The sequence below is a fragment of the Pseudomonas sp. HD57-3 genome (genome assembly GCF_056113135.1).
Genome location: NZ_CM148568.1, coordinates 2101075 through 2118948 on the forward strand (window position 1 = coordinate 2101075; position 17874 = coordinate 2118948).

General features: G+C 60.9%; 13 protein-coding genes and 4 tRNA genes. 10 read left to right on the forward strand and 7 right to left on the reverse strand.

All coding sequences use genetic code 11. The annotated features are described in order from the left end of the window. The first annotated feature begins 73 nt into the window (after positions 1-73). A complete protein-coding gene (locus AC0R79_RS09540; protein ID WP_474735077.1) occupies positions 74-1438 on the forward strand; it encodes a DNA recombination protein RmuC in 1365 nt (454 codons plus the stop codon). A 9-nt stretch (positions 1439-1447) separates the two neighbouring features. Here the strand turns inward: AC0R79_RS09540 and AC0R79_RS09545 are convergent, their stop codons facing one another. Both AC0R79_RS09545 and AC0R79_RS09550 read right to left on the reverse strand, forming a co-directional pair. After that, a complete protein-coding gene (locus tag AC0R79_RS09545) occupies positions 1448-4918 on the reverse strand; it encodes a hybrid sensor histidine kinase/response regulator (protein ID WP_474734216.1) in 3471 nt (1156 codons plus the stop codon). A 134-nt stretch (positions 4919-5052) separates the two neighbouring features. Beyond that, entirely contained in the window at positions 5053-5595 is a 543-nt protein-coding gene (locus AC0R79_RS09550; RefSeq protein WP_474734217.1) for a TetR/AcrR family transcriptional regulator, read from the reverse strand. A gap of 91 nt (positions 5596-5686) precedes the next feature. Between AC0R79_RS09550 and AC0R79_RS09555 the strand changes: the two genes are divergently transcribed. The 4 genes from AC0R79_RS09555 to AC0R79_RS09570 all read left to right on the forward strand — a co-directional run bounded on the left by AC0R79_RS09555 (position 5687) and on the right by AC0R79_RS09570 (position 10481). Further along, positions 5687-6874, forward strand: coding sequence for an MFS transporter (locus AC0R79_RS09555; RefSeq protein ID WP_474734219.1), 1188 nt, complete (start codon positions 5687-5689; stop codon positions 6872-6874). 53 nt (positions 6875-6927) lie between these two features. After that, positions 6928-7239 carry a cupin domain-containing protein gene (locus AC0R79_RS09560; protein ID WP_115077071.1) on the forward strand — a complete coding sequence of 104 codons (312 nt, stop codon included), beginning with the start codon at positions 6928-6930 and terminating at the stop codon, positions 7237-7239. Positions 7240-7344: 105 nt separating this feature from the next. Next, positions 7345-8496, forward strand: a complete 1152-nt coding sequence (locus tag AC0R79_RS09565) for a TDT family transporter (protein ID WP_433899244.1) — start codon at positions 7345-7347, stop codon at positions 8494-8496. 110 nt (positions 8497-8606) lie between these two features. Next, a complete protein-coding gene (locus tag AC0R79_RS09570; RefSeq protein WP_474734221.1) occupies positions 8607-10481 on the forward strand; it encodes an MFS transporter in 1875 nt (624 codons plus the stop codon). Between the two features lie 42 nt (positions 10482-10523). Here the strand turns inward: AC0R79_RS09570 and sugE are convergent, their stop codons facing one another. From sugE to rdgC, 3 genes are all read right to left on the reverse strand, one after another. Beyond that, positions 10524-10838, reverse strand: a complete 315-nt coding sequence (gene sugE, locus AC0R79_RS09575) for a quaternary ammonium compound efflux SMR transporter SugE (protein WP_039769847.1) — start codon at positions 10836-10838, stop codon at positions 10524-10526. A gap of 118 nt (positions 10839-10956) precedes the next feature. After that, complete coding sequence (locus AC0R79_RS09580; protein WP_085608827.1) at positions 10957-11922, reverse strand: bile acid:sodium symporter family protein; 966 nt, start codon at positions 11920-11922, stop codon at positions 10957-10959. Positions 11923-11996: 74 nt separating this feature from the next. Beyond that, on the reverse strand, positions 11997-12917 hold the full coding sequence (gene rdgC / locus AC0R79_RS09585) for a recombination-associated protein RdgC (protein ID WP_474734222.1): 921 nt from the start codon (positions 12915-12917) through the stop codon (positions 11997-11999). Positions 12918-13076: 159 nt separating this feature from the next. Here rdgC and AC0R79_RS09590 point away from each other — a divergent pair. From AC0R79_RS09590 to AC0R79_RS09605, 4 genes are all read left to right on the forward strand, one after another. Next, a tRNA-Val gene (locus AC0R79_RS09590) sits at positions 13077-13152 on the forward strand. Between the two features lie 19 nt (positions 13153-13171). Further along, positions 13172-13248 (forward strand) — tRNA-Asp (locus AC0R79_RS09595). Positions 13249-13438: 190 nt separating this feature from the next. Further along, positions 13439-13514 (forward strand) — tRNA-Val (locus tag AC0R79_RS09600). Positions 13515-13533: 19 nt separating this feature from the next. Then, positions 13534-13610: transfer RNA gene (locus tag AC0R79_RS09605), tRNA-Asp, on the forward strand. Positions 13611-13754: 144 nt separating this feature from the next. Here AC0R79_RS09605 and AC0R79_RS09610 read toward each other — a convergent pair. Further along, the gene (locus AC0R79_RS09610) at positions 13755-14891 is read right to left on the reverse strand and encodes a catalase family protein (RefSeq protein ID WP_474735078.1); all 1137 of its coding nucleotides are present in this window, start codon (positions 14889-14891) and stop codon (positions 13755-13757) included. 26 nt (positions 14892-14917) lie between these two features. Next, positions 14918-16726 (reverse strand): di-heme-cytochrome C peroxidase, encoded by a 1809-nt coding sequence (locus tag AC0R79_RS09615; protein ID WP_474734224.1) that lies wholly within the window; start codon positions 16724-16726, stop codon positions 14918-14920. Positions 16727-16996: 270 nt separating this feature from the next. Here AC0R79_RS09615 and AC0R79_RS09620 point away from each other — a divergent pair, with 270 nt between their 5' ends. After that, positions 16997-17713, forward strand: coding sequence for an FKBP-type peptidyl-prolyl cis-trans isomerase (locus tag AC0R79_RS09620; RefSeq protein WP_007950433.1), 717 nt, complete (start codon positions 16997-16999; stop codon positions 17711-17713). Positions 17714-17874: the final 161 nt, after the last annotated feature.

Sequence of the window (17874 nt, forward strand, 5' to 3'; positions counted from 1 at the left end):
CGCGGCCGTGCCGCTGCTGGCACTGGCCTGGCAACTGCAACGCCGGGCCAGTCAAAAGCAGTCTGAAGTCGCGTTGCTCGAAGAGCGGCTGGCCATGGCGCAGCTGGCCCAGGACGGCCTTACTGCACAGCTGGAAGCCTGCCGCGATGAAATCGCCGACCTCGGCCAGGCCAATGCCTCGAAACAAGCGGACCTCGCGGCCGTGCGCCGGGAAGTCGAGCTGTTGCAGATCGAGCGCGATGACGCCCGTGACGCCGCCCATGCCTGGAACCTCGAACGCGCCAACAAGGAAGCAGAATTGCGGCGCCTGGACGCCCAGGCGGCTTCGCTGAACGCCGAATTGCGCGAGCAACAGGAAAGCCATCAACAACGCCTGGATGACCTGCAAGGTTCCCGCGACGAGCTGCGCGCCCAGTTCGCCGAACTGGCCGGCAAGATCTTCGATGAGCGCGAACAACGCTTTGCCGAAACCAGCCAGCAGCGCCTCGGCCAATTGCTCGACCCGTTGAAGGAGCGCATCCAGTCGTTCGAAAAACGCGTCGAGGAAAGCTACCAGGCCGAAGCCCGCGAGCGCTTCTCGCTGGCCAAGGAGCTGGAACGCCTGCAACAACTGAACCTGCGCCTCAGCGACGAAGCGACCAACCTGACTCGCGCCCTGAAGGGCCAGAAAACCCAGGGCAACTGGGGCGAGCTGATTCTCGAGCGTGTGCTTGAGCACGCCGGGCTGGAGAAGGGCCGCGAGTACCAGACCCAGGTCAATCTCAAGGGCTCGGACGGCGAGCGTTTCCAGCCGGATGTGATCATTTATCTGCCGGGCGACAAGCAGGTGGTGGTCGACTCCAAGGTCAGCCTCACCGCGTATCAGCAGTACGTGGCTGCGGACGACGAGGCCATCGGCCAGATCGCCATGAAGCAGCACGTGCTATCCCTGCGCAGCCACGTCAAAGGCTTGGCCGGCAAGGATTACAAGCGTCTGGAAGGTTTGCACAGCCTCGATTTCGTCTTGCTGTTCGTGCCCATCGAAGCGGCGTTTTCAGCCGCGTTGCAGGCCGAGCCGACGCTGTTTCAGGAAGCCTTCGACCGCAACATCGTAATCGTCAGCCCGACCACATTGCTGGCGACACTGCGAGTCATCGACAGCCTATGGAAGCAGGAGCGCCAGAGCCAGAACGCCCGGGAAATCGCCGAGCGCGCTGGCTGGCTGTACGACAAGTTCGTGTTGTTCATTCAGGATCTGGACGAAGTCGGCAATCGCTTGCAGCAACTGGACAAGGCCTACAGCGCGGCGCGAAACAAGCTGACGGAAGGGCGCGGCAACCTTGTCAGCCGCAGCGAGCAGCTCAAGTTGTTGGGCGCGCGAGCCAGCAAAAGCCTGCCGGCGGATCTGCTGGAACGCGCGATGACCGACGCCGACGGCCTGGTCGAACTGCCTGAATAAGCCGCTCTGCTAGAGCGGCAAATAGCGACTCAACAACGCCCGCAACGCCGCCGGCTTCACTGGTTTGGCCAGATAATCCAGTCCCGCCGCGTGCACCTGCGCCACCGTTTCCGGATGCCCGTCGGCGCTGATCACTACGCCCGGCACCGGCTCGCCCAGTCTTGTGCGCAACCAGGCCATCAGATCGGTGCCGGTTTCGCCGTGATCGAGGTGATAGTCGACCAATGCCAATTGTGGGCGCACGCCGTCGTCGAGCAGCGCCGCACATTCTTCGCGGTTGCGCGCGGTCCACACCTGACAGCCCCACCGCGTGAGCAGGCTGTTCATGCCGATCAGAATGCTGTCTTCGTTGTCGATGCACAGCACCTGCGCGCCGCTGTGCAGTTTGCCATTGATTTCCACCGCTGCTGGCGCCTGCACGGTCTGCGCTTTGGCCAACGGCACGCGGACACTGAACACGCTGCCGCGCCCCGGCCATGAGCGCACGCGCAAGGTATGGCCGAGCACGCGGCACAGGCCATCGGCGATCGCCAGGCCCAGGCCCAGACCTTTTTCGGCGCGGGTCTGGTGACTGTCGAGGCGTTTGAATTCCTCGAAGATCACTTGCTGTTTGTCCTCCGGAATCCCCGGCCCGCGATCCCACACTTCCAGACAGATTTCGCCTTTTCGTCGACGCACGCCCAGCAGCACCGGGCCTTTTGCGTAGCGGAACGCGTTGGTGAGGAAATTCTGCAGAATGCGCCGCAGCAGCTTGATGTCGCTGTCGATGCGCAATTGACTTCCGCGTACCCGGAAACTCAAGCCCTGTTCCTGAGCCAGCGCCTTGAACTCCGCGCCGAGAATATCGAACAGCTCATTGACCGCGAACGGCTTGCGATCCGGGTTGATCTTGCCGTTTTCCAGGCGCGAGATGTCCAGCAGGTCGCTGATCAGGCCTTCGGCCGAACGCAGCGAACTGTCCAGATGCTGCACCAGTTTCTGCGCTTCGCCGCTCAGGCCGTCGTCCTGGTGGGAGAGGGCGGCGGAGAACAGCCGCGCGGCGTTCAACGGCTGCATCAGATCGTGGCTGACGGCGGCGAGGAAACGGGTTTTCGACTGGTTGGCCGCTTCGGCATTGCCCTTGGCTTCGGTCAGCGCGACGTTGAGTTGCGACAGTTCCTGAGTCCGCTCGCTGACCCGTTGCTCCAGCCCTTCGTTGGCCTCAGTCAGCGCCTGCTCGGCTTCGCGGAACGCGGTGATGTCGGTGAAACTCATGACGAAACCGCCGCCGGGCATCGGGTTGCCGATCAGCTCGATCACCCGGCCGTTGGGGAACAGCCGCTCGGAAGTGTGGGCGCGGCCCTGACGCATCCAGTGCAGGCGTCGGGCAACGTGAACTTCCGCTTCACCGGGGCCGCACAAACCACGTTCGGCGTTGTGGCGAATGATGTCGGCAATCGGCCGGCCAACGCTGATCAAACCGTCCGGGTAGTTGAACAGCTCCAGATAGCGCCGGTTCCAGGCCACCAGTTTCAGCGACTGGTCGACCACGCTGATGCCTTGGGTAATGTTTTCGATGGCGCCTTGCAGCAGCGCACGGTTGAACTGCAGCACTTCCGAGGCTTCGTCGGCGATCCGGACCACGTCTTCCAGCTGCATTTCCCGACCTTCGATGGCGGCTTTTACTACAGCTCGCGTCGAAGAGGCGCCAAGGACACCCGCCAGCAAGCGCTCGGTGTGGGCGATCCATTCGCCGTCAGCGTTCTGATTCGGGTTGAAGCCTTTGCCCTGACGGTAGGCGAAGCGGATGAAGCTCTGCCGCGCGCGCTCTTCACCGACAAATCGTGCCGCCAGTTGCAGCAAGTCGTCGATCTGTACCGCCAGCATCGAGCGGGCGCTCGGCCGTGCGCTGATTTCCTGACCGATGAAGCGTCCGGCCTGCCAGTGCTCCGAAACCCGGGTGCGTGACAGCACCGAGACCCAGGCGAACAACGTGAAGTTACCCGCCAGCGACAGCACCACACCTTGGGTCAGTGGGGTAATCGGCAGGTTCAGCGGGTTGCTGTGCAGCCAGGCAAGGCCGGGGAAGCTGTCCAGCGACCAGCCGAGGCTGCGCGCAGCGATCGGCAGGATCAGGGTGTAGAACCACAGGAACGTGCCGGCGGCGAGACCGGCGAACACGCCGCGGCGGTTGGCCTGTTTCCAGTACAGCGCGCCGAGCATCGCCGGAGCCAGTTGGGTCACGGCGGCGAAGGCAATCTGGCCGATGGTCGCCAGGCTCGCGGTCGAGCCGAGCAAGCGGTAGCTGACGTAAGCCAGCAACAGAATCACCACGATGCTGACCCGACGCACCGAGAGCATCCACTGGCGGAACACTTCGAACGGGCGCTCGGCATTGTTGCGGCGCAGCAGCCACGGCAACAGCATGTCGTTGGAGACCATGGTCGACAGCGCCACACTCGCCACGATCACCATACCGGTGGCCGCCGATGCACCGCCGATAAACGCCAGCATCGCCAGCGCCGGGTGAGCCTGGGCCAATGGCAGGCTGATAACGAACGAGTCGGGGATGACCGAGCTGGGCAGCATCATCTGACCGGCCAGGGCGATCGGGACTACAAACAACGCGGCCAGTGCGAGGTAGGCGGGGAACACCCATTTGGCCAGACGCAGATCCTGCGGGTCGATGTTCTCGACCACCGTTACGTGGAACTGCCGGGGCAGGCAGATGATCGCCATCATCGCCACGCCGGTCTGCACGACCATCGACGGCCAGTTGATGGTTTCTTTCCAGTATTCCTCAAGGCGCGGGGCGAGCATTGCCTGATTGAACAGGTCGTCGAAGCCGTCATACAGCCCGTAGGTGACGAATGCGCCGACGGCGAGAAAGGCGAACAGTTTGACCAGCGATTCAAAGGCAATCGCCAGCACCATGCCCCGGTGGTGCTCGGTGGCATCGAGGTTGCGCGTACCGAAAACGATGGTGAACAGCGCCAGCACCAGCGACACAATCAGCGCGGTGTCCTGGGCGCGGGTGCCCATGGCGTCGGCGCCGGCACCGATCAGCAAGTTCACGCCGAGGACAATGCCTTTGAGCTGCAAGGCTATATAAGGGAGGACGCCGACAAGACAGATCAGAGCAACCACGACTGCCAACGATTGGGATTTACCGTAGCGGGCAGCGATGAAGTCGGCGATGGAGGTGATGTTCTCCTGTTTGCTGATCATCACCATCTTCTGCAGCACCCACGGCGCACCGAGTAGCAGAAGAATCGGCCCCAGGTAGATCGGCAGGAACGACCACAGTTGTTCGGCAGCCTGGCCGACCGCGCCAAAGAATGTCCAGCTAGTGCAATAGACCGCCAGCGACAGGCTGTACACCCAGGCGCGCACCCGCGGCGGCAGCGGTGTGCTGCGACGGTCGCCGTAGAAGGCGATGGCGAACATGATGGCCATATAGGCCAGGGCGACGGCGGCGATCAGCCCGGTGGACAACGACATGGAACACTCCCGACAGAAAACGACCGGACTCGCGCCCGGTCAGACAGTCTCGCACGGGCGCGGCGGTTAGTCAGTGTCGACCAAGGTCGTGGCGCGGCGGGGTGTCGCAGGAACAGAACCGGGCAGTTCTGTGGTCAGTCCGGTTTGAGCGCGATGTCGATCAGCCGGTGCAGTTCTTCGACTTCCAGCGGCGCTGCCGAAAACAGAATGCGGAACACCACCGGGGACACCACCAGATTGATCAGCCGATCCACGCTCGGCGCCGGTTCCTCGGGGTGGCGCTCGATGATGGTCTGCAACTGCGCGCCGATGATCGCCACGCAGTAGCCCGGCGTTGCACTCGCCTGCACGTCGCGCATCATGTTGCGCCCTGGCTCCGAACTCATTTCGTCGAGATATTGTTCCGCCCACGCGCGGATATCGCTGCGCAGGCTGCCGGTTTCAGCCGGCTCGCTTTCGGGGCGCATGCGGGCGAGGGCGACGTCGGCCAGCAAGGTCGCCAGATCGCCCCAGCGCCGATAAATCGTCGACGGCGTCACCCCGGCGCGCGCCGCGATTTGCGGGACGGTCACCGTCGAGCGCTCCTGTTCTTGCAGAAGCGCGCGGACTGCCGAGTGAATCGACTCTTGCACCCGGGCACTGCGACCGCCGGGGCGTAAACCTTCTTTAATAGCCATGCGGCAGACCTTAACACAAAGAATTTGCTTTAAGAGCAAGCCGAGAGCACACTCCGCAAAAGCAAAAAATTAGCTTTTGTGGAGTGTGCCCATGACCAGCCTTGTTTCCCACCGTTCCAGCCTGTGGTTTCTGGCGATTACCTTACTGAGTTTTCTCGCCGCTTCCACTGCGCCGACGCCGTTGTATCACCTGTATCAGGATCAACTGCATTTTTCGGCGGCGGTGCTGACCCTGATTTTCGGCGTCTACGCCCTCAGTCTTCTGGCCGCGTTGCTGACGGTCGGTTCGCTGTCGGATCACCTGGGACGCAAACCGGTGATCTTCGCCGCCGTGACGCTCAATGCGCTGGCGATGCTGCTGTTTATCTACGCCGACAGCGTGGGCTGGTTGATCGGCGCGCGGGTCCTGCAAGGTTTCGCCACCGGCATGGCCACCGCCGTGTTGAGCGCGACACTGCTCGACACTGATCGCCAGCAGGGGCCGTTGATCAACAGCGTTGCGCCTTTGCTGGGCATGGCGTTGGGCGGCATGGGCTGCGGTTTGCTGGCGGAATTCGCCCCGGCGCCGTTGCAATTGACCTATTGGCTGCTGCTCGCGCTGTTTGTGTTGCAGGGCATTTATGTTTGGCGCCTGCCGGAAAGCGTCTCGCCGCAGGCCGGAGCGTGGGCCTCGTTACGGCCGACCCTGCACGTGCCGGTTCAGGCGCGTTCGACGTTGTGGCGAGTGTTGCCGCTGAACACCGCGACCTGGGCGCTCGGCGGTTTCTATGCCTCGCTGGCGCCGTCGCTGGTGCGCACGGCCACCGGTTCCACCTCCAACCTGATCGGCGGCGCGACCGTGGCGGCGTTGACCGTGACCGGTGCATTGATGATCTTCACGTTGCGCAACCGTCCTGCCTCCCGGGCGCTGCAACTCGGGGCGAGTCTGTTGCCGGCCGGCATTGTGCTGATTCTGTTGGGCGTGCACAGCGCCAGTCTGTCGCTGTTCTTCTTTGGCACGCTAGTGGCCGGTTGTGGCTTTGGCTCGGGTTTTCTCGGTGCGGTGCGCAGCCTGGTGCCGCTGGCATTGCCTCATGAGCGGGCTGGTTTGATGTCGGCGTTTTATGTGCTGAGTTACCTGGCGTTCTGCCTGCCGGCGTTGCTGGCCGGGCACTTCACCCACAGCGTGGGCCTGCTGGCCACCACCGATGTATATGGTGCGGTGCTGATCGTGCTGGCGGTTGGTGCGCTGCTGATGAGTTTCCGGGCGCAAGCAACCAAGACCTGCAGCGCTCCATAACAACTCTGGATTCGGTTAGCCTTGGCCAGGCCATTCTTCTCACGGATCAACGCATGAAGATTATCCGCAGCAAGACCTTCACCGCCGAGCGCGCCTGGGGCGCGCTCGACATCGCCAACATGAACGGCATCACCACGCGCCTGCACTGGACTGATCAGCCGTACAAATGGCACGTCAATGATGGCGAAGAAGTGTTTGTGGTGCTCGACGGTCAGGTGCTCATGCACTACCGCGAAGAGGGCGAGGAGAAACAAGTCTTGCTCGATGTCGGTGACATCTTCTACGCGTCCATCGGCACTGAACACGTCGCTCATCCGCAGGGCGCGGCGCGGATTCTGGTGATCGAAACCGAAGGCAGTGTTTGACTGCATATCTGCAAAACAGATAGCAGTTAGAGATATTACCCGTTATATAGATATTCGATTCGGTTCTACCATGAGCCCAACCTCACCTGAGGACAGGAGTTCATGATGATTTGCCCCAACAGCGCCAAACCCGGCATCAAGCCATTCAGTCAGCTTCAGCACCCGCGTGAAGTGATTCGCCAATTCACCCCGAACTGGTTCGCCGCGACCATGGGCACCGGCGTGCTGGCGTTGGCGCTGGCGCAATTGCCGGTGTCCATTCCCGGCCTGCACGCCGTGGCCGAAGGGCTGTGGCTGTTCAACATTCTGTTGTTCGTGCTGTTTACCGCTGCCTACGCCGCGCGCTGGATTCTGTTCTTCGACGAAGCGCGGCGGATCTTCGGCCACTCCACGGTTTCGATGTTCTTCGGCACCATTCCCATGGGCTTGGCGACCATCATCAACGGTTTTCTGCTGTTCGGTCTGCCACGCTGGGGCGACGGGGTGATTCAGCTGGCCGAGGTGTTGTGGTGGTTGGACGTGGCGATGTCGCTGGCCTGCGGTGTGTTGATTCCCTACATGATGTTTACCCGTCAGGAACACAGCATCGATCAGATGACCGCCGTCTGGCTGCTGCCGGTGGTGGCCGCGGAAGTGGCGGCGGCCAGCGGTGGACTGCTGGCGCCGCATCTCGCCGATGCGCACTCGCAACTGGTGGTGCTGGTGACCAGCTATGTGCTGTGGGCCTTTTCCCTGCCGGTGGCGTTCAGCATCCTGACCATCCTGTTGTTGCGTATGGCCTTGCACAAATTGCCCCACGAAAACATGGCGGCATCGAGCTGGCTGGCCCTGGGGCCAATCGGCACTGGCGCCCTGGGCATGTTGCTGCTGGGTGGCGATGCCCCGGCGATCTTCGCGGCCAACGGTCTGCCGGGCATCGGCGAAATGGCGTCGGGCCTGGGCCTGGTCGCCGGGATCACGCTGTGGGGCTTCGGTCTGTGGTGGATGTTGATGGCGCTGCTGATCACTTTGCGCTACTTGCGTGACGGCATCCCGTTCAATCTCGGCTGGTGGGGATTTACCTTCCCGCTGGGCGTTTATTCGCTGGCCACCCTGAAACTGGGCAGCACGTTGCACCTGACATTCTTCAGTGTGGTCGGTTGTGTGCTGGTGACGTTGCTGGCGGTGATGTGGCTGATCGTTGGTAAACGCACGCTGCAAGGTGCGTGGCGCGGCGAGCTGTTTGTTTCACCGTGCATTGCAGGTTTGAAGAAATAACCTGCAAAGATTAGGTAATGTGTGGCCTGGATCGCGGTTCGAGATTCTTATAAGCGTAGCCAGGCCACTCGCTACCTTCTCTTTCCAAAAACAACAGGGTCACACGGAAGATGAGTCACCCCTCACAGTTCAACCTGCTGCGCACCCGGCGCTTCCTGCCGTTCTTCATCACCCAGTCGCTGGGCGCGTTCAACGACAACGTGTTCAAGCAGTCGCTGATCCTCGCCATTCTCTATCGGCTGACCATCGAAGGTGACCGCTCCATCTGGGTCAACCTGTGTGCGCTGCTGTTTATCCTTCCGTTCTTCCTGTTTTCGGCGTTGGCCGGACAGTTCGGGGAAAAATTCGCCAAGGATGCGTTGATCCGTCTGATCAAACTGGCAGAAATCGCCATCATGGCCGTGGGATCCGTCGGCTTCCTGTTCGATCACCTGTCGCTGATGCTGGTGGCGCTGTTCGCCATGGGCACGCACTCGGCGCTGTTCGGGCCGGTGAAGTATTCGATCCTGCCGCAGGCATTGCGAGAAGACGAACTGGTCGGCGGCAACGGGCTGGTGGAGATGGGCACGTTCCTGGCGATCCTGGCCGGGACCATCGGCGCCGGTGTGATGATGTCGTCGGCCAATTACGCGCCGGTGGTGTCCGCCGCGATAGTCGGCATCGCCGTGCTGGGTTATCTGGCCAGTCGCAGCATTCCTCGCGCCGCAGCGGCTACTCCGGAAATGCGCCTGAACTGGAACATCTTCAGTCAGTCGTGGGCGACCTTGAAACTCGGCTTGGGGCAGACGCCAGCGGTGTCGCGCTCGATCGTCGGCAACTCGTGGTTCTGGTTCGTCGGGGCGATTTATCTGACGCAGATCCCGGCTTACGCCAAAGAATGGATGCACGGCGACGAAACCGTGGTCACCCTGATTCTTACCGTGTTTTCGGTCGGCATCGCACTGGGTTCGATGTTGTGCGAAAAGCTTTCCGGACGCAAAGTCGAGATCGGCCTGGTGCCGTTCGGCTCGTTCGGTCTGACCGTTTTCGGGCTGTTGCTGTGGTGGCATTCCGGTGGAGTTCCAGAAAGCGCTGTTGGCCATAGCTGGACCGAAGTGCTGAGTTTCGGCCATGCCTGGGCGGTATTGATCGATGTGCTGGGCCTCGGGATCTTCGGCGGTTTCTACATCGTGCCGCTGTACGCATTGATCCAGTCGCGCACCGCCGAGAACGAGCGGGCGCGGGTAATTGCGGCCAACAACATTCTCAACGCGTTGTTCATGGTGGTTTCAGCGATTGTCACCATTGTGTTGCTGAGCGTGGTCAAGCTATCGATTCCGCAGCTGTTCCTGGTGGTGTCGCTGCTGAACATCGGCGTCAACGCCTACATCTTCAAGATCGTCCCCGAGTTCAGCATGCGGTTCATGATCTGGCTGCTCAGCCATTCCATGTACCGCGTCGAGCATCGCAACCTTGAGGCGATTCCCGATGAGGGCGCGGCGTTGCTGGTGTGCAACCACGTGTCGTTCGTCGATGCCTTGCTGATTGGTGGCGCGGTGCGTCGGCCGATTCGCTTTGTCATGTACTACAAGATCTACAACCTGCCGGTGCTGAACTTTATCTTCCGCACAGCGGGGGCTATTCCTATCGCCGGACGCCAGGAAGACATTCAGATCTACGAAAAGGCCTTCACCCGGATTGCCCAGTATCTGAAGGACGGTGAGCTGGTGTGCATCTTCCCGGAAGGCAAATTGACTGCCGACGGTGAGATCAACGAGTTCAAGGGCGGGCTGACGCGGATTCTCGAGGAGACGCCAGTACCGGTGATTCCGCTGGCGTTGCAGGGGTTGTGGGGGAGTTTCTTCAGTCGCGATCCCGATAAAGGTTTCTTTCACCGGTTGTGGTCGCGGGTGACGCTGGTGGCGGGTTCGCCGGTTGCCGTTGAAGCGGCGCAGCCAGCGGAGTTGCAGGCGATGGTCGGGGAGTTGCGCGGGACTGTCAGGTAGTTGGTTGGAAAGCCGCCATCCCTGACGGATGGCGGCAACGGCTCAGGCGCTGACCTTGAGCCCGATCAATCCGGTGACGATCAACGCCACACTGGCCAGGCGAATCAACGCCATCGATTCGCCAAACAGGATGATCCCGGCAATCACCGTGCCCACGGCACCGACGCCAGTCCAGATCGCGTAAGCCGTGCCAAGCGGCAATTCCTTCATCGCCAGACCCAGCAAGCCCAAGCTGACTGCCATGGCGGCGACGGTGAGAACGGTCGGAAGGGGACGGGTGAAACCATCAGTGTATTTCAGGCCGACGGCCCAGCCGACTTCGAACAGACCGGCAAAAAACAGAATGATCCAGGACATGAAAGACCTCCATCGATTGACGGGGCCGTCCCCAGATTGAAAACTCGATTGAGCCGCAGGGTCGTCCCCGCGTGGCGCACATACTACCTAAAATTGTGCGCCGCGCCTTGATCCGGGATCAGTCGGCCGCTTGTTGCGCCAGCGTCTCACGGTCTTCTTTTTCGCTCATCCGCCGGAAGTACGTCGAAAGCAGCGCCCCGGAAATGTTGTGCCACACACTGAACAACGCGCTCGGCACCGCCGCCAGCGGCGAGAAGTGCGCACTGGCCAGCGCAGCCCCCAACCCCGAGTTCTGCATGCCGACTTCCAGCGCCAGGGATTTGCGTTGCGGCAGCGGCAGGCCGAACAGGCGTCCGGTGAAATAACCCAGCAGATAACCGAAGCTGTTGTGCAGCATCACCACGGCCATGATCAGAAGGCCGGATTCGGCGATTTTCGCCTGGCTGGCGGCAACCACGGCGGCAACGATGATCACGATGCTGACCACCGACACCAGCGGCAACACTTCCACCGCGTGGCGGACCTTGTCACCGAGCACACGTTGCGCGACCACGCCGAGGATGATCGGCAGCAGCACCACTTGCAGGATCGACCAGAACAACTCCATGAACGAAACCGGCAACCACGCCGAAGCCAACAGCCAGATCAGCGCGGGGGTCAGCAGCGGGGCGAGGAGGGTGGTGACGGCGGCGATGGCCACCGACAGCGCCAGGTCGCCACGGGCCAGCCAGGTCATGACGTTCGATGACGTGCCGCTCGGGCAGCAACCGACCAGAATCACGCCGACGGCGATTTCCGGCGGCAGATGAAAAATCTGGCACAGCAACCATGCCATCCCCGGCATGATCACGAAATGCGCAACTACGCCCAATGCGACGCGCCATGGATGGCGGGCGACGGCGGCGAAGTCGTCGAGTTTGAGGGTCAGGCCCATGCCGAACATCACCAGCCCGAGCAGTGGCACGATCGCGCCTTTGAGGCCGAGAAACCAGGCCGGTTGCAGGAACGCGATCACCGCGAAAATCAGAACCCAGTAAGCGAAGGTGTTGCCGACAAAACGACTCAGTGCAGCCAGTGCGCGCATGGCCTGTTCCTTATTATGTGAAAACGCCACCGAAGCGGTGGCGTTTGAAGATAACCCAAAGACTGCGCAGAGGCTTAGATGCCCTGCGGAGTCTCTTCACCGCCCAGTGCTTCAACCAGCGCCGGCAGGAAGTCGCCGAACGTCAGCATCATCAGGGTGAAGCTGGCGTCCAGTTGGCCGAGGGCTTCGTCGCCGCCGTCCTGTTCCGCCTGATCCTGCAACAGATCTTCGAATTTCAGGCGCTTGACGGTCATCTTGTCGTCGAGCATGAGCGACAGTTTGTCCTGCCAGGCCAGCGACAGTTGAGTCACCACCTTGCCGGTGCTCAGGTGCAGCTGGATTTCTTCGCTGGTCAGGTCCTGACGCTTGCAACGCACGATGCCGCCGTCTTCGTGGGTGTCGCGCAGTTCGCACTCGTCCAGCACGAAGAAGTCCGGGGCAGCTTGCTGGGTGGTGACCCACTCGGTCATCACGGCGGTCGGCGCGGTTTTCACGGTCAGCGGACGAACCGGCAGGGTGCCGATCACTTCACGCAGGGTGGAGAGCAGGTCTTCGGCGCGTTTCGGGCTGGCCGAGTTGACCAGGATCAGACCCTGTTTCGGCGCGATGGCGGCGAAGGTCGACGAGCGGCGAATAAAGGCGCGCGGCAGGAAAGCCTGGATGATTTCATCCTTGATCTGATCGCGTTCCTTCTTATAGACCTTGCGCATCTGCTCGGCTTCGATCTCTTCGACCTTTTCCTTGACCGCGTCGCGCACGACGCTGCCCGGCAGGATGCGTTCTTCTTTACGGGCGGAGATCAGCAGGAAGTCACCGCTGACGTGCACCAGTGGAGCATCTTCGCCTTTGCCGAACGGCGCGACGAAACCGTAGGTGGTCAACTCCTGGCTTGCACATGGACGCGCCAGTTTGGTGGCCAGTGCAGTTTCCAGCGCCTCGGCATCGACAGGCAGGTCTTGGGTCAGGCGATAGATAAGCAGGTTTTTGAACCACATGGGGTGAGTCTCTCCTTTATACAAAGGGGGGCATTATTGTCTTCGCCGGGTCATAGGCCAACCCTTCTCTAAGCCTTTGGAAGGGCTAAGAAAATTAATTAAAAAAGTGCTTGCCAGAGGTTGGGTCGCTCCGTAGAATGCGCGCCACACCGAAGCGAAGGGTGATTAGCTCAGCTGGGAGAGCGTCTGCCTTACAAGCAGAATGTCGGCGGTTCGATCCCGTCATCACCCACCATTCGTTTCAAGTGTTTAGCGCAGCGGTAGTTCAGTCGGTTAGAATACCGGCCTGTCACGCCGGGGGTCGCGGGTTCGAGTCCCGTCCGCTGCGCCATATTCGGTAACCTGGAACACTGAACGCCAGGTCACCACGGAAGAACCCGCCAAGGCGGGTTTTTTTCTGCCTCGAGTTGTACATGCGGGATGTGTCGTTTCACCGGTTTTCGGATTTATTTGAAAAAAAATTCAATTAAATCAACACATTACGAAAATCTGTGGCATAATGCGCCCCGTAACGAAGCGAAGGGTGATTAGCTCAGCTGGGAGAGCGTCTGCCTTACAAGCAGAATGTCGGCGGTTCGATCCCGTCATCACCCACCATTCGTTTCAAGCGTTTCGCGCAGCGGTAGTTCAGTCGGTTAGAATACCGGCCTGTCACGCCGGGGGTCGCGGGTTCGAGTCCCGTCCGCTGCGCCATATTAGGTAATCTGGAACACTGAACGCCAGATCACCACAGAAAGCCCGCCTAGTGCGGGCTTTTTGCTGTCCGGGATTTGGCTTTTGCCGGCCTGAACATGAGAAAGCGACCTTTGAAGGTCGCTTTTTTCGTTTCTGGCGCTGCTATTGCGCCGAGTTGCGGCTGTGGCGGTAATCGCTGACTGCTTCATACACCGCTTTGCGCAGGCGGTTGATCCCGCCAATCGGGCGATGAGCGTCGATGCCGAACCAGGGATTGAACGACAGGTTGTCGCATTGCAGGTTCAGCGCCGGGGTGTCGAAGTCCTGCGGGGGCAGGGTGATCCTCGCCACTGTCTGGAATGGGCTGTCCTGCTCGCGCCATTCGATGCTGGTGTCTTCGATCGGCATGTACTTGTTCGCGTCCTGTCGCTGGATCTGCAACACGAAACACGCCGGAATCCGGTCAGTCGACAGCTGTTGATTCAGCGCGCTGCGCAGGAAGTTCGGCAGATCCTGGTTCTGTTTCGGCAAGGTATAAGCCGGGCAGCGCTCCGGATCCGGCATCACCCGGAATTTGGCGTTGGCCTCGCCGAACTTGTAGGGCGATACCGAGAAGTACGTAGTACTCGTCGGGCTCTCTGGAGGCGGCGAAAGCGTCGCCAATGCAATGAACAAATGCCGGATCTGCCAGCTGCGCGGATCCCACCCCGGAAAAAACGCCATGACCTTCTTGCCGTCAGCCTGCGCCGCCACATTCTGACGATACTCGGCGACATCGCTGACAAAGAAGTTCGGGTGACTGAACATCACGAAATCCTGCTCGTTCAGTCCCTGACGGTCCCCCAGCAACTGCTTGCCCGGCACATCGAGCAATTTGAGCGCCATGCCCCGGGCATCGCGGATGCTGTCGAATTGCGGATAGGCGTTGCCGTTGGACAGGCGCATCGTCGCTTTCCACAACTTGCCCGGTTCGCTGAAGACGCCCTGGCGCAATTCCTGAGCGAGATCCGGCAACACCTGCACGTCGGCTTTCACGCAGCCATGGGCCTTGGCATGGGCATCGCGCAGGTAGCGGGTGCTTTCGCGGTGCTGATCGACGATGCGCACGGCGGTTTGAATCACGTCCTGGGTCATGGTGGCTTCGCCGTCCGGAATCTGCTCCAGTGCCGACACCGGACCACGGTGCTGCCAGGCGAACCACGCGGTGCTCAGGGCCCAGCCGATCAGGCCGATCACCAGCAGGATCAACAGGGTTTTGCCCAGTAACCGTCCCAGCCAGAGCCAGAAACGCGCCAGCATCGAAGGTCTTTTGAATGAATTGAAGATCATGGCAGTTGCGCCTCCAGCGGGCCGCCCAGCACTTTCAGGTATTCGAGCAGCGCCCAGCGCTCTTCTGGCTGCAGCAGTCGGCCAATGACGCCGTTGCCGCGCTCGCCGGCGCGGAATTCGTGGCCGCTGTTGTGGTTGCCGGTGATGCGGGTGTCAAACAGGAAACCGTTGGTGAAGGCTTCGGTGCGGTAGCCCAGATGGCGCGGGTCGTATTCGAAAGTGCCTTTATAGAAGGTGGTGGCGCGCTCGTCCTGAGGCGACAGCAACTGATAAAGGCTCGGCACCGAGCCGTTGTGCAGGAACGGGGCCGTGGCCCATACGCCGGCAAGCGGACGCGCCTTGTAGGCGACTTTTTCGCGAACGCCAATCGGCAGACCGAAGCCATCGAGCTGTGGTTTTTCGGCGGCGCTGACGCCTGCTTCACGGTACGCGCGGTTTTCCACGAAGGCAGTGACGTAAGCCAGTCCTTTGGCCACTGACAGCTGGCTGAGGTCCAGCGGTTCCTTGGGTTTGGGGTGCAGCTTCACGTCCATTTGTTCGAGTTCCGCCGGGTTCCATTGCAGGGCGGTCAGGTCGAAGCGGTGATTGGCAATGTTGTTGGCGGCATTCGGGTCGGTGCCGATGACGTCCACCGGGAGCATGTGCAGGTGTTGCACCCAACGCTCGCCTTCCTGGGTCTGACGCGGGACGTGGCATCCGGCGCAATTCTCGGCGAACAGGGCTCGCCCCTTGGCTGCCAACGGTTTGTCGACGACACCGAGCAACTCTTCAGGCCATGCCGGAGGTCGCAGTTTTTGCAGGGTTTCTTCGATCTTGTGCAGATCACGCACACGTACGCTGGAGGCGTAGCGCTCATCGCCCTGCAGCGGCTGGCCGTTGGCGTCGAAGAAATTCAGGGTGGCGCCGACGCCCAGCGCCTCGCCGATATTGCGCGCCATCGGTTGTTGCGCCGAACCGTTCCATTGCACCCAGTCGAAGGTCCACATGTCCCACAGTTGCGGGTAATCCACCGGGGCGTTGGCCACGCGGTAATTGCTTGGGGAGATCGCATCGCCGAAGGTCGCGTTGGCGATACGCCCGAACGCATCGGTGCGGCCGGGGCCTTCTTCGGTGGGGTAGAGGCCACGATGGGTGTCGTTCCAGGCCACTTTGATGAAGGTGTTCAGTGAGCGTTTGAAGTCTTTGCGCAGTTGTTCGTGGCGTGCGTCGTAGTCGTTGCCCAGCACGTGGCGGGCGAAGCGCTCGAATTTCCACGGGTTGTAGTAAGTCGAGGTGAGACTGGCGACCAATGCCTGTCCGAAACTTCCGCCGCGCAATGTAGGAACGCTGGAAGGCAACACATGCTGGGCCGAGCCACCGTCGATGCGTATTGCCTGGCCATTGAAGTGCAGTTCACCGGTGTGGCAGGCCGCACACGTGATGTCGAGATATTGCTCGGAGCTGCCGGGATTCTGATGCCGGGCGAAACCTACCGGCAGATTGCCCGGGTTGTCCGGCGTGGCTTTCTGCTGCGGATCGATCAGAAACCCGAAGCGCGCGAGGTATTCCGGGGAGGCAAAACGTTGCTGCGAGAACGGCAGCTCCAGCGCCTGAAACCATTCGTAACGAAGGCCTTTGACCTGCGTCCCCTGCGGAGTGAAGTAGTAGGTCTGGCGTTCTTGCTCAGTCCACTGGTTCAGGTAATGCACCTGTTTTGCGGGCGCGGGGAAGGGCAATCTCGGATTGGCGACATAGTAAAGAACCACCGCCAGAACCAGTCCCAGCAGCACCACGATCAGCGTCAACACACGGTATAAGAGGCGCAAGATGAACATCCTTGTCGAGTTGTTGCGCTGTTATGCCTGAGCAAAGCCATGTGCGGCAAGTGGCCATTACGCCAAGTGTTGTGGGAAGCGGCATCAATCGCTGTCGGCGAAAGATGACAGAAGCTTCATCGTGCCTTTCGCCAAATGCTTTTTAATCCCTGAACTTATCGGAAGATTCCTGCTCTCATGCCGGTAGCCATTGGTCGTGGCGGCCTGATAAGCTCGCGGCTTTACTCGATTGCCCTTTCGGCGCATGAACAAGGAAATAGCATGAAACAGCATCGGTTGGCGGCGGCGGTTGCCCTGGTTAGCCTGGTACTCGCGGGTTGTGACTCGCAGACCAGCGTAGAGCTGAAAACCCCGGCGCAAAAAGCTTCCTACGGTATCGGCCTGAACATGGGCAAGAGCCTTGCTCAGGAAGGCATGGATGATCTGGACTCCAAAGCGGTAGCCCAGGGCATCGAAGATGCCGTCGGCAAGAAAGAACAGAAGCTGAAAGATGAAGAACTGGTCGAAGCTTTCGCCGCGCTGCAAAAGCGTGCCGAAGAGCGTATGGCCAAGATGAGTGAAGAGTCGGCAGCCGCTGGCAAGAAATTCCTCGAAGAAAACGGCAAGAAGGCTGGCGTGACCACCACCGCTTCCGGTCTGCAGTACGAAGTGGTCAAGAAAGCCGACGGCCCACAGCCTAAGCCTACCGACGTCGTGACCGTTCACTACACCGGCAAGCTGACCAACGGCACCGTTTTCGACAGCTCCGTCGAGCGCGGCAGCCCGATCGATCTGCCGGTCAGCGGTGTGATCCCGGGTTGGGTCGAAGGTCTGCAACTGATGCACGTTGGCGAGAAGTACAAGCTGTACATCCCTAGCGATCTGGCTTACGGCGCACAATCGCCAAGCCCGGCAATCCCGGCCAACTCGGTTCTGGTTTTCGACCTGGAACTGCTGGCCATCAAGGATCCAGCCAAAGAAGACGCCGCCGCCAAGTAATCTGCGCCGGTCTCAACAACAACGCCTCGCTTATGCGGGGCGTTGTTGCATCTGGACGATGGTCAGCGTAAACAGACCGAACCGATGCCGGTCATGGCAGTCCTAGACTTTAAGGTTGCCCGCGCTAGACGCCCGGAGCCGCCAAGTCAATGAAATATTGG

Coding starts and splice junctions, on each gene's coding strand:
- AC0R79_RS09545 (WP_474734216.1), bottom strand. CDS start 4,918: ATGTCGTTGTCCACCGGGCTGATCGCCGCCGTCGCCCTGGCCTATATG.
- AC0R79_RS09550 (WP_474734217.1), bottom strand. CDS start 5,595: ATGGCTATTAAAGAAGGTTTACGCCCCGGCGGTCGCAGTGCCCGGGTG.
- AC0R79_RS09555 (WP_474734219.1), top strand. CDS start 5,687: ATGACCAGCCTTGTTTCCCACCGTTCCAGCCTGTGGTTTCTGGCGATT.
- AC0R79_RS09560 (WP_115077071.1), top strand. CDS start 6,928: ATGAAGATTATCCGCAGCAAGACCTTCACCGCCGAGCGCGCCTGGGGC.
- AC0R79_RS09565 (WP_433899244.1), top strand. CDS start 7,345: ATGATTTGCCCCAACAGCGCCAAACCCGGCATCAAGCCATTCAGTCAG.
- AC0R79_RS09570 (WP_474734221.1), top strand. CDS start 8,607: ATGAGTCACCCCTCACAGTTCAACCTGCTGCGCACCCGGCGCTTCCTG.
- sugE (WP_039769847.1), bottom strand. CDS start 10,838: ATGTCCTGGATCATTCTGTTTTTTGCCGGTCTGTTCGAAGTCGGCTGG.
- AC0R79_RS09580 (WP_085608827.1), bottom strand. CDS start 11,922: ATGCGCGCACTGGCTGCACTGAGTCGTTTTGTCGGCAACACCTTCGCT.
- rdgC (WP_474734222.1), bottom strand. CDS start 12,917: ATGTGGTTCAAAAACCTGCTTATCTATCGCCTGACCCAAGACCTGCCT.
- AC0R79_RS09610 (WP_474735078.1), bottom strand. CDS start 14,891: ATGCTGGCGCGTTTCTGGCTCTGGCTGGGACGGTTACTGGGCAAAACC.
- AC0R79_RS09620 (WP_007950433.1), top strand. CDS start 16,997: ATGAAACAGCATCGGTTGGCGGCGGCGGTTGCCCTGGTTAGCCTGGTA.